Annotated in this window: 11 protein-coding genes and 1 pseudogene; 3 read left to right on the top strand and 9 right to left on the bottom strand. The window is 30.5% G+C overall.

Annotated elements, in window-relative coordinates:
- Position 1: 1 nt before the first annotated feature.
- Both FN817_RS07380 and FN817_RS07375 read left to right on the top strand, forming a co-directional pair.
- A complete protein-coding gene (locus FN817_RS07380) occupies positions 2–964 on the top strand; it encodes a T9SS type A sorting domain-containing protein (protein WP_142717370.1) in 963 nt (320 codons plus the stop codon).
- A gap of 451 nt (positions 965–1,415) precedes the next feature.
- Positions 1,416–2,162: pseudogene (locus tag FN817_RS07375) on the top strand (magnesium chelatase domain-containing protein); the annotation flags it as partial.
- Between the two features lie 94 nt (positions 2,163–2,256).
- Here FN817_RS07375 and FN817_RS07370 read toward each other — a convergent pair.
- From FN817_RS07370 to FN817_RS07350, 5 genes are read right to left on the bottom strand one after another with little or no spacing between them, the layout of a single operon-like run.
- A complete protein-coding gene (locus FN817_RS07370) occupies positions 2,257–3,168 on the bottom strand; it encodes a hypothetical protein (protein ID WP_142717369.1) in 912 nt (303 codons plus the stop codon).
- A 1-nt stretch (position 3,169) separates the two neighbouring features.
- Positions 3,170–4,951, bottom strand: a complete 1,782-nt coding sequence (locus FN817_RS07365) for an ORC-CDC6 family AAA ATPase (protein WP_142717368.1) — start codon at positions 4,949–4,951, stop codon at positions 3,170–3,172.
- Positions 4,952–4,953: 2 nt separating this feature from the next.
- Entirely contained in the window at positions 4,954–6,138 is a 1,185-nt protein-coding gene (locus tag FN817_RS07360; RefSeq protein ID WP_142717367.1) for a metallophosphoesterase family protein, read from the bottom strand.
- A 3-nt stretch (positions 6,139–6,141) separates the two neighbouring features.
- Complete coding sequence (locus FN817_RS07355) at positions 6,142–6,981, bottom strand: DNA adenine methylase (protein WP_142717366.1); 840 nt, start codon at positions 6,979–6,981, stop codon at positions 6,142–6,144.
- Positions 6,982–7,041: 60 nt separating this feature from the next.
- Positions 7,042–7,605, bottom strand: coding sequence for a recombinase family protein (locus FN817_RS07350; protein ID WP_142717365.1), 564 nt, complete (start codon positions 7,603–7,605; stop codon positions 7,042–7,044).
- 267 nt (positions 7,606–7,872) lie between these two features.
- On the opposite strand from FN817_RS07350, the gene FN817_RS07345 reads away from it, so the two are divergent.
- Complete coding sequence (locus tag FN817_RS07345; RefSeq protein ID WP_142717364.1) at positions 7,873–8,397, top strand: YozE family protein; 525 nt, start codon at positions 7,873–7,875, stop codon at positions 8,395–8,397.
- Positions 8,398–8,539: 142 nt separating this feature from the next.
- On the opposite strand, the gene FN817_RS07340 is transcribed toward FN817_RS07345, so the two are convergent.
- From FN817_RS07340 to FN817_RS07325, 4 genes are all read right to left on the bottom strand, one after another.
- Complete coding sequence (locus tag FN817_RS07340; protein WP_142717363.1) at positions 8,540–8,797, bottom strand: hypothetical protein; 258 nt, start codon at positions 8,795–8,797, stop codon at positions 8,540–8,542.
- An 11-nt stretch (positions 8,798–8,808) separates the two neighbouring features.
- Entirely contained in the window at positions 8,809–9,345 is a 537-nt protein-coding gene (locus FN817_RS07335) for a hypothetical protein (protein WP_142717362.1), read from the bottom strand.
- Positions 9,346–9,423: 78 nt separating this feature from the next.
- Positions 9,424–10,275 carry an RES domain-containing protein gene (locus FN817_RS07330; RefSeq protein WP_142717361.1) on the bottom strand — a complete coding sequence of 284 codons (852 nt, stop codon included), beginning with the start codon at positions 10,273–10,275 and terminating at the stop codon, positions 9,424–9,426.
- Positions 10,276–10,319: 44 nt separating this feature from the next.
- Positions 10,320–11,111, bottom strand: coding sequence for a hypothetical protein (locus FN817_RS07325; protein ID WP_142717360.1), 792 nt, complete (start codon positions 11,109–11,111; stop codon positions 10,320–10,322).
- Positions 11,112–11,139: the final 28 nt, after the last annotated feature.

Raw genomic sequence — 11,139 nt, 5'->3', positions numbered from 1 at the left:
TATGAAAACAAAACTAATTTTTTTAGTGGTTTTATTATTCAGCATTCTGGATATAAAAGCGCAGTGTACCCCTACAATTACCAGCCCGAGACTTGGACAGAAATATCCGGGAACCATCTTGTTCTGTGACGTGGAAGACGAAATAATTTCTACTACACAGACGTATGGAACTTATCAATGGTACAAACAGGAATGGACCTGGCAGACACCCAACAACAACCCTTGGGTAGCCATTCCGGGAGCCACATCACAGCAGTTAACCATTAGTGGTAATGACCAGCTGAATTATTTCAAAGTTAAAGTTACAGATGGTGACTGTATCGCAGAAAGTACTGCAGTATTTGCAGATGGATTTGTCTATGGCCTTCCGGCTATGATGACTACTTATACTCCCGGAACGTATCAGGATAATGGGGGAGTAGTGAATGTGTGCAATGGTGCTTCTATACAGTTTGATAATATATTTCCGGTTGTATATGGTAAACATACCTGGTTCAGATGTGTACCTAGCAGTAACCCGCCGGTGGCAGGAGATCCTTGTATTATTCCTGGAGTGGTAGGAGATACTTATGTGGCGACAAGTTCCGGTAAATATGGATTTTATGCCTGTACAGAATATTGCCCGGATCAATGTCAGATGCTGGACCCGTTTGCTTTTGTGGAAGTGAATTTCGGGAACTGGGATTTCTGCAATAATCTGGGAACAGGAGAGGTGAAGACTAAGGACAATAATCTGAAAGTCTATCCCAACCCTACAGCGCAGCATCTTTATATCGGAAAAGAATCAGATAAAATCTATAAGGAGGTCATCATTATAGATATGTCCGGAAAACTTGTTCTGAAGAAAAATGACCATCAGTATAATCAGGCAATTGATGTAAGCCAGCTGGTACCAGGGAACTATATTATTGTTTCTAAAAGTGCAGATGGAAAAGAATATAAAAATAGGTTTATAAAGAAATAGGATTACATAGTCTGAATGTGCTAAAATATTGATTGTGGGAAGGAAGATTGGATGTCAGAGGAGGGATGTGCCTTGTATTGAAGAAGAACTAGAGTAATTTATTTTAATACTTTACGCTCAATAGATGCATTTCATCCTTGTTAATCTAATGACGTCATAATTACCCCCAAAAGGAGTTCTCTCTTTCAGGCATCCGGCTTCCTGACTCACACTAAGTATTTTATCCGGAATTCAGATGAAATAATCTCTTTCGTTAGTTTTTAATAATGGTTGGGTCGGTACAAAGAAATTTGTACCGATTTTTTATTATCACCTTGCTATTGCTGACATAGAATTCAGCCTGTGTTTTCTTAATATCTTTTTTAATATATCCATTCGGCTAGAATATCATTCATTTAAACGTCAGATTCTCAAAATAGTATATTGATTATTTTTACTTCAAAAACACACCATGCTGATTAAAATTTATGGAAGCGCCATTCATGGAGTGGCTGCACAGACAATAACAATCGAAGTGAATGTAGATACCGGCGGAGTGGGATACCATCTGGTAGGTCTTCCCGATAATGCGATTAAAGAAAGCAGCTATAGAATTTCTGCCGCACTGAAAAACGTAGGATATAAAATTCCCGGAAAGAAAATTACCATCAATATGGCTCCGGCAGATCTCAGAAAAGAAGGTTCAGCCTATGATCTGAGTATTGCAATTGGTATTTTAGCGGCTTCAGATCAGATTCTGGCAGAGGAAATTGAGAATTATATTATTATGGGTGAACTTTCTCTTGATGGGAGTTTACAGCCTATCAAAGGAGTTTTACCCATCGCTATTCAAGGAAGAGAAGAAGGTTTTAAAGGAATTATCCTTCCCATACAGAATGCCAGAGAAGCAGCTATTGTAAACGATCTCGAAGTGTATGGGGTAGAAAATATAAGAGAAGTTATTGATTTTTTTAACGAAGGAAAACCTCTTAACAGGAGTATTCTGGATACCCGGAAAGAATTTCATGAGAAGATCAATGATTTCCCTTTCGACTTCTCTGAAGTTAAAGGGCAGGAAACCGCGAAAAGAGCTATGGAAGTGGCTGCGGCAGGCGGACATAATATCATTCTTATTGGACCTCCGGGAAGTGGGAAAACCATGCTCGCTAAAAGAGTTCCCAGTATTTTACCTCCATTGACTTTGAAAGAAGCTTTAGAAATGTCAAATACAATAGAAAATGCGAAAGTATAATAGTTGATCCGAAAAATCCAAAAGTTTATGCGAAAAATTGGAATACTATTGTGATTCATAATTAGTAATTAGAAAAATATAAGTCATTAATAATAAAAAAATTATTACCTAAAGGCTCTCTATCATATTCATTAATATCATATCCTGAGCCAACTCTCCAAATGTCTATTTCCGGATATTTTGCAGCCATTATCATAGAAACCAATGCAAAAGGTTTAGGTCCTAAAGGTGCAATAATTATGCTGTAATCATTTTTTAATACCTGATATAAGCTATTTAAAGCTCTTTCTAAATTAAGTAAGTCATCAAAAGCATATGTAGTTACTTGGCTTTTTCTCTCTTTTATTATAGTTGAATTATTTTCTTCTATTTTTTTTGAAAATAAAGGATCTAGCGAAGGCTTTGTATAGAATATATGACATAATTTAGGATCTAAATGTTCAATTATACCCTCTGCTTTATTTTGTTCATATCCTAAACACACAATTAATGCTTTTGGCTTATTAGTAGGAATTACATATTTGCCTGGTAATGGAGCTATATCAGACGTAGGCTTAGGAACAAGCGGTTCAGAGTATTTAGATGGAGTATAAGAAAATAATACACGTATATTTTTTTGTTTAAGACTTTTCTTTGACAAGTATAGTATAATAGAGTAATACCATGATTTGGTCATACAAGAATAATCTACAAGTAAAGTGAAGTTATCACTGTTATGAGTTTCAAAAATGTTATCAAGTATAGAATAAATTTGATCACAATCTGTAATAGTTTGTAATTCAAAATTATTAGCATATGGTTTGAAATCATCTTTGAAACGAAACATTATTGATCTTTTGATTTTATTTTCATTTTTTACTATATCAAATAAAGTCAGTGTTCTCTTTTCATGATTTCCAGCAAGTATTAAGAGGTCTATTGAAACACCTTTAATATCATTTATATCAATCTGTTTTCCATATTTTATTTCCATATTAATCAAATAAAGTTTTTTGGTTAATTTGTTTTATCCCCCTTAAACATTCTGAAAGTTTAACGCTAGGATAACTTCTAAGTGGGAGGTTGTACAAAAGACTTAGTAAATAGGCAAGCTTAAATTTCTTTCCACGAATTCTAAAATCAAAATTGTCATCTTTTGAGTCTACTAAAATTATTGCTCCTTGTGAAATTGCTTTTTCTAAAAGAAAAATAATATCATCTGTTAAACTTATCTCTTTACTGTCTACTTCAAATGTTCCTTTTGGATCCATTAAAAATTTCTCTCCTAAAACTTGGTCTTTAAAATATAATCCAACTTTCTCTATTATATCAATTAGAGAATAAGACGTGTCAGTACCAATAGGTATATTTGCAATAACATTTTTAAATCTTAAAGCAGCATTATGAAGCTCATCAAATTGCAAGTTTTTTTCTGCTCCATTTTCAGAAGACTTTTGTAGTATTGAAGTAATAATGCCTATCAACCACCTAGGATTTCCATCACAGATTTTTGATAATACCTCAATACCAAAAAATAATTCATTTCCTTTTTTTCTACTTCGATAAGTTACTTTGTTATTCCTTTTATTTATTCCATCTATATAAAAATCTCTAAAATATACAATTGGTTTAATTTTTCGAAATATGGTGTCTTTAAGTTTTTTATCACTTATAATGGGGTTTTCAGGATCAATGTCTCGTTCTTTTAAAAAATCTCTAAAAGAAGGGTCTTTGCTTGCTAATTCTACAATTTTTTTAAAAAATGAAGATCCTTTAGTATATAAGTTTGAACTATTATAAACCTCATTTGAACCAAAAAAGTCAATGTTTTTTTTACTTGGGAACTTTTTCCGTAAAAGAGATGTTATTATTTGGGCTGAAAAGGTTTCATTATCTCCAGAATTCCACATCTTAATAATTTGCATATCGTTTCCTGATGTTGCAGGATACTCTGATTGTAGTAGCTTTTCTAGCTCTATTGATAGTATTGGGCTTGCACTTAATTTATACAGTAAAAATTGCTTTCTACTTCGTAAAGACCTAAATAATTTTTGTTGTAACCATAATGGTGCGAATTCTAGTTCATCAAAACAAAGAGCCCATTTTTTACCATTATTAAGATTATAAATTCTTTCGAAAATCGGAATAATAGCTTCAATAGAAGTTTCAAAATTTAAATTGAAATATGGAGGATAGGGAATAGGATCTCCAGTTTTATAGTTAAAAATTAATTGTTGAACTAATTGATTAACTTCATCTACTCTTTTGTTTAAAGCTTCTTTAATAAATGTAAGTTTGGGTATGACCTGAGTTAACTTCCAGGCTTCCATTAGAGCTTTACAAAGTTCAACTTCTTTTGATTCATCATTTAGTTTATACTCATCAATAATATAAGAAAATGTATCACAAAGAGATGTGAATACATTACTATTCACTGAAAAATAAGAAATGATTTCGTCAAAGTTCTCAAATCGTTCTAGTTGAGAACCATATGTTTGATTTTTAACATCCCAGTATATGTCGGTAGATATATATATGGCATAAAATGGAATAGTTTGTCTAATCTTTACAGCTCGTTTATCTTTCCAAGAATTTAATGCAGGAATGGTAAGCATTTTCATTAAAGTAGTTTTGCCACAGCCTCTCGCTCCTAATATTACAGAGTGTCCATTTTGTATCAATTTTTCAAAATTTGCAGACCAAATAAAAGAAGCGCCAACTTCATTTGGGTTTAAATGTCGTGCATTGTAAGCAGGATATATGCCATCTATTTTCATGATTATAACTTTGCTAAATTATATACTTGGTTTGGTTTTGCTCGTAAGCTTTTATCAATCTGTATTTGCCTTTCTAATAGTAAATTTTCAAGATTTTTTCCTTCATCGGGTAATAAATATTGTAAATCAGGAATTTGCTTTATAATATCGACCCAAGCCATTTTTCCTTGATCTTTCATTATATCTTCTACAGCTTCAGCTAAATCTTCAATACTTTTTTCACATCCAAATCCTGTATGTGAAGGGAAACCACTTTCATCATTTGGTTGACTCCATCCAGAATTTGGAAAAAATGTCCAAGAATCAATTTCTCCCTTACATACTTTATCCTTTTGTAACGTGATTAAATGAAATGAATTTCTTACACTTGTAAACATTAGGTTACTATGAGAAGAAAAACTACCTGAAGCAAATATGGGTAACCTATGACTATAGGTTGTTGTATTATGATATCTTATTAATGGATGATGCTTGTGGCCATGAATAAATAAATCGAATTTATATTTGCCTAATACATCTAATAATGCATCTGCATTTTGTATCTTATCCTCTTCACCAAGATTCAATATAGAATGATCAATAGGATGATGATGGCTCATGGCAATCTTTATTTTGTTATCATTGTGTGTAGAAAGATGTTTTTCAATATATTCAATCATTGCATCTCCTACCTTTCCGCTTTTAGAAGCTTCTTTATTATAATGAAAATGGGTGCTATTAATTAAAAGTATTCTAAATATATCACGTTCTAAAATAACGCATCCTTTGGACCAAAAAATGTCTTGTGATGTTTCATCTTCAATAGGAAACCCTCTTTTTATTCCTTTTGCAATATCTAATGTGTAATTTGAATTTTGGGCATATACATCTACATCATGATTACCAACAGTTGCTATTATTTCCCTAGAACCTAAAGCTCTGTGAAGTTCAAGTGAAAATCCCCATCCAGAAATAAAACCTTGTTGATTTGCTTTATCAGTAAAATCACCTGGGCATAATGTTAAATCAACTTTATTAATCTTATTTTCATTAATTTTTTCTAGTAAATCATCTACAGGATGATCATTGGAAGGCACTCTAAGCTTATCTGTCAATAAGTAGGATTCATCTTTACCTTCTCCCGTTTTTCTTTTTGGATGGCAATGTAGATCACTAATAATGGCTAATCTAAGTATACTTTTATCCATACTTCAAAAATTGTAAATAATAAATTCGTTATACATACCTCTGGTTTTTGATCGTCCTCCTACTATACTAGGTCGTGAAAGTACAGTGATATTTGCTATGTCTTTGTAAAGGTTTTCAATAGAATGGTGGCTAGCATTTGTAAGGATAAAAAAAGCTTCCCGACTAATTATCTGCTCAATTATTTGCTTCAGTTTTTCCTGATCTTCCCAAGAAAAAAGTTTTTGGTTATATTCGATAAAGCCGTTGTTTTCATGTGCAACAGTATAAGGAGGATCAAGAAAAACTAGATCTCCTTTTTTAACATGTATTAAAGCCTCTTCAAATGATTGGGTAGAAAATTTAATTCCTTGTAGTAGCTTATTTACATTTCTAAGTAAATTCTCTGTCACAAAATCAACTTTAGGTCTGTGTCCGTAAGGGACATTATAAATTCCATTTGCATTAACTCTGTAAATGCCATTAAAAGAGGTGCGATTTAGATATATAAATTTAGCTGCTTTTTTTGATTTTATCCTGGGATTATATTTCCTTATTTTATAATATTCATCTTTAGTATTTTTAAATGTTTTTAAACAGTTAATAACGTCTTCTGGGTTATCTCTTAATTGTTCATAAACATTTATTAGCTCTTCATTTGTATCGGATAAAAAAAACTCTTTCTGGTCTTTTATTAAAAGTTGTTTTACAAAGAAAAATACAGATCCTCCTCCTAAAAAAGGCTCATGATAATTGTTAAAATGATCAGGTAAAAATTTTTTAATATGATCCTTAACGAACCATCGCTTTGATCCAGTCCATCTTAGGAAGTTTAATACTTGTATTTTTTTTTCTTCTGTAGTCATTACTATAATAGGCTGTCCTTTTATTTTTATATCGAATAGTATTATTTATGGAGCTTACGCTTAACTTTGTTTTTCAACACGATAAAATGTTGCTTTGCTTATTCCTGCTTGTTTACATGCTTTATCAATTGAGATCTTTTTATTATCATAAAGATGTTTAGCATATTGATATTTTTCAATACTTTTTTTGCTAGATCCTTTTGGCCGACCTAAAAGTTTTTTCCTTTTTCGAGCTCCTTCTAATCCGGATTTAGTCCTTTCACTTATGAGGTTTCTTTCAAATTCCGCAACAGCACTAAAAATTTGTATAATAAATTTTCCATTAGCAGAAGTAGTATCAAACGCAGGTTCAGTGATACTTTTAAATAGAATCTCCTTTTCATTGAATTTTTCTATTAAATCAATCATATTCTTAAGTGATCTGAAAATTCTATCAGTTTTGTACACTATTACTATATCACCCTTTCGCAGGTATGAAAGCATATCATTTAATCCCTCCCTATGTTCTCTGACTCCACTTGCAATATCTGTGAAAATTTTTTCACATCCTTTTTCTTTCAAAATTTCAACTTGCGTAGAGATATTTTGATCAGAAGTCGAAACTCTTGCATATCCAACAATCATAATTTTAGTTTAAAAAAAGGTTTATTTGCAAAACTATTAAATTAAACGGTAAATGATACTATTTTAGCTTGAATTTTTGGCTGTTTATTTTTGTATTAATAAACGATCACTTTTTGAGAAGATCTCTTAAGTTTATTTTGCATCCGAAACTTTCTTAAAACTACTGCTATTTATCAAAATTACTGGTCTGCATAGTTGATCACAATATCAATTTTATTACCTTAGCTAAAAACCTTGATTATAATAACCAATATAAAAATTAAAAGAATGACAATCAATGAATTTGTTAGAGAATGTTCATCAATAGAAACTCCAATAGGAGATTTAGCAAATGACATAATAAGAGACAAAGATTTTCCATCAGACAAAGCAAATAAGGAAATTTTTGATTATTTAGATTTCCAAACGAGACGTAATGGAACTAATGAGATTTTTCAAAAGTTTTTTGCAGAATATTTAAAAAAAAATAATGCTACTCTAAAATTTATTTTAGAGTATTTAAAAGATAATAATGTACAATCTATTGAAGATGCAACTGATAAGAATATAGCAATGCCTTTTATAGAGACTTGTGGTTATATGGTAACAATACCATTGGGTAGCAAATATCCGGAAACAATAATGAAAGATCTAGACGAACTTAAAATTATAAACAGGCAAACTGTTGATCTTTCTGATGGGGGACAAATAGAAAGTTATATGATTGATAACCCAAATTTGGGGATGGAAATGGCTTTACGCTTTTGTTGTCAAAAGAATCAATTTAACTTCTTACTTTCCCTTTTAGAATAGTAAATTATATTTCAACAAATTATTAGTGCCAACATAATTGAAATAACCAATAAAAAATCCTAACATTTTAAAGTTAGGATTTCTTTTTTACAATTGGAATTTTAAATATGTGTATATTTTGTTTCTATAATTTTTTAAATTGTTATTGAAACCTACGTCTAGATTCTTTAATAATTCTTTCAATTGATTCATCTGTTAAAGTTTGCCATACTAAATATTCTTTATTGCTTGAATACTTTTTGCAATCTTCATCAGTATATTTTTTCTCATTGTAGCTTTCAAAAAATTTGATTCGTTCTTCTTCAATTTCAGGAACAATTAAATATTTATATAAATAGCCTGTTTCCATAATAGTTTTCTCTGCTTCAATTTTAAGGTTTAATGTTTCTTCGTAGGTCATAGTAATTAGTGTTATTTATATAGTTTTTCATTTCGTTTATCCCAATATTCCTGTAGCTCATTTCGAGAAGTAATGATCAAGTCAATAATTTCCTTTAAAGAATCTACAGAGAACTGTAAATACTCTTGTTCCATTCCATTGCTTGAAATCTTTAAATTTATGTAAGTGTAGCCATCATTATCGGTATTTTCCCAGTCAGCATGTACTACAAGGTTTCGTAATCTTCCGCTTTCTCTGAGATTGGCTATTAATGTCTGATAGCCTTCAATCTTAACATCACAAGCAAAATGAAAATCTTCACTAAATCTTTTGAATAAATCTACTTTAGTGGCATATGACATTTTATGTAATACAATTAATCCGGTTGAATCTGATCTGTCTGTAAATATTTTGCATATTATACTGTCTAACGATTTTTCCAATCCATTAAAATACATCACTATTAAGCCAATAAGTGGGAGAGAATTTTCAAGATACTCATCTGCTTTTTCCTCGTCATCTATTTCATGATATATGTGTTGTTCAAATAATTTCTTCTTTTGTTTCATCTCGTTTACTTAAATTTAATATTGTATATGATTAACATTCATAACTTATTGAAGAGGTGAAAAGCTATAGTGGCTGTTCTATAACCAAAGAATAGTCCCGTTTTCGAATTTTTTGGAATCACCAGTTCCTTCCAATTGCCAACCGTTATTGGAGAATCTTACAAGTTTACTTTCTTCAACACTTTCTAAAACATAATTAGTTTTAAATATAGTTGGCTTCATTGCAATATTTGTTAATTCAAGTGATTGTCTGACACTCGGATAAAGGATAGCATCAATTTCTCCATTTTGAAGTGTAGTAAAGATTTGATTTGCATAATGCGCACTTAAAAAATAATCAAAATGATTTAAATCATTAACTTCTTTACTGAAACAATCACAGATGAATTGAATTAGTAAATCTATCTGATCCAGTAGTTCTTTTGGATAGTTTATTTTAGAGACAAGCTTAGAATATTCAATTTGCGCTTTTATTGTCATTAAATTACCAACATCTTTTGTCAATGGAGAATTTTTAAAAATAGAATTTACTGTTAAATCATAGTCAGTTATTAGTTTCCATTTTGAAATAGTTATTAACTGTCCTGCTTCGGGTCTCATTTCAGCCAATGCAGTTAATGGATTGTCTGTGGCGTACAATACACTTTGTCCTATCATATTTGCTCTTCCATATCTTTTTACATACATTTCAGGCGGATTTTCCAAATGACTAATTTCTGTTATCCTTTTTTCTTCACCAAAAATTCTAGAGTTTATTGTAACACGTTGAAAATTTTCTATTTTCATTTTATAGGTTAGTCCCGTTATAAAGGAAAAATCTAAAAAGAAATTTTTTAGAAGGTTAATTTCTTTTTCATTTATAGAATCTTTTTTTAGAAAGTTTCTAAGAAATTGAATTTTCTGTTTGAGAATTTCTGTATTGTTTTGCATAATATATTAACAATTAATGTGTAATTATTTTAAACTATTATGAATTAGTAGTTTAAACAAAGCTGCTTTAGTAATTCGAATTTAAATAGTGTTTTATTATTTTGAACCAAGCTTATATTTTGTCCTACCCATCTCCAAATATTGCCAGCGAGCCTAGTCGCCATAAGATTATCTCCTGAAGTTGCCTGTCCGTGGCCTAGAAGAATATAAGATTTTTCATCAACGTTTATTCCAAATAGATAACCATTCTTTCTTAAAGTACCAATATCAGAATCATCCAAATCAGGATAAATCCTAAAACCTGCTTCAAATCTTTCAATAGATTGTGGCCAATTATTTTTTAGAATCCTAATAAAATCTTTGGTACTCCATACATCCTTATCATGATGAGATTTTACATCTATAAAATACGCAGTATCATCAGTAAATCTTACAAATAGTAGTGGCCCAGTTCTTTTATTAAAGAATTCATTTTCTAAGTTCTTTTTATGGGAAATATGAAGATGGTGTATTCCCCAGTCGTTAAATAATCTATCATGAACATTACTATTAAAAGACTGTTTACTTTGAAATGGATTTAGATCTAATCCCCTTTCTGTTCTATTAAAAATATGCAGTAACGACAAAATATTCAAATTTTTGTTATTTTCAAGTGATTCAAGTAATTCTTTAGAAATCATTATTTTCCTAGGAACTTGATCTATATATTTTAGTCTAAAATTAAAGTATCTTACTAACGATAAGTTTATAGAGCTATGAGTGGTGTATTTTACATCCATTTTTAAATAAAAATCACTTAGAATTTCATTAATAACTTTTTCTACTTCTTTCTTCATATTATTATAGATATTTCTCAAAGGTATT

Origin of the sequence: Chryseobacterium rhizoplanae (genome assembly GCF_900182655.1) — a bacterium.
GTDB lineage: Bacteria > Bacteroidota > Bacteroidia > Flavobacteriales > Weeksellaceae > Chryseobacterium > Chryseobacterium rhizoplanae.
Note: the sequence above shows the minus strand (reverse complement) of the source record. Positions and strands in the feature narration are given on the sequence as shown.

Bases quoted from the DNA above. Each gene is read 5' to 3' on its own strand.
- FN817_RS07380 (WP_142717370.1), top strand. From the start codon at position 2: ATGAAAACAAAACTAATTTTTTTAGTGGTTTTATTATTCAGCATTCTG.
- FN817_RS07370 (WP_142717369.1), bottom strand. From the start codon at position 3,168: ATGGAAATAAAATATGGAAAACAGATTGATATAAATGATATTAAAGGT.
- FN817_RS07365 (WP_142717368.1), bottom strand. From the start codon at position 4,951: ATGAAAATAGATGGCATATATCCTGCTTACAATGCACGACATTTAAAC.
- FN817_RS07360 (WP_142717367.1), bottom strand. From the start codon at position 6,138: ATGGATAAAAGTATACTTAGATTAGCCATTATTAGTGATCTACATTGC.
- FN817_RS07355 (WP_142717366.1), bottom strand. From the start codon at position 6,981: ATGACTACAGAAGAAAAAAAAATACAAGTATTAAACTTCCTAAGATGG.
- FN817_RS07350 (WP_142717365.1), bottom strand. From the start codon at position 7,605: ATGATTGTTGGATATGCAAGAGTTTCGACTTCTGATCAAAATATCTCT.
- FN817_RS07345 (WP_142717364.1), top strand. From the start codon at position 7,873: ATGACAATCAATGAATTTGTTAGAGAATGTTCATCAATAGAAACTCCA.
- FN817_RS07340 (WP_142717363.1), bottom strand. From the start codon at position 8,797: ATGACCTACGAAGAAACATTAAACCTTAAAATTGAAGCAGAGAAAACT.
- FN817_RS07335 (WP_142717362.1), bottom strand. From the start codon at position 9,345: ATGAAACAAAAGAAGAAATTATTTGAACAACACATATATCATGAAATA.
- FN817_RS07330 (WP_142717361.1), bottom strand. From the start codon at position 10,275: ATGCAAAACAATACAGAAATTCTCAAACAGAAAATTCAATTTCTTAGA.
- FN817_RS07325 (WP_142717360.1), bottom strand. From the start codon at position 11,111: ATGAAGAAAGAAGTAGAAAAAGTTATTAATGAAATTCTAAGTGATTTT.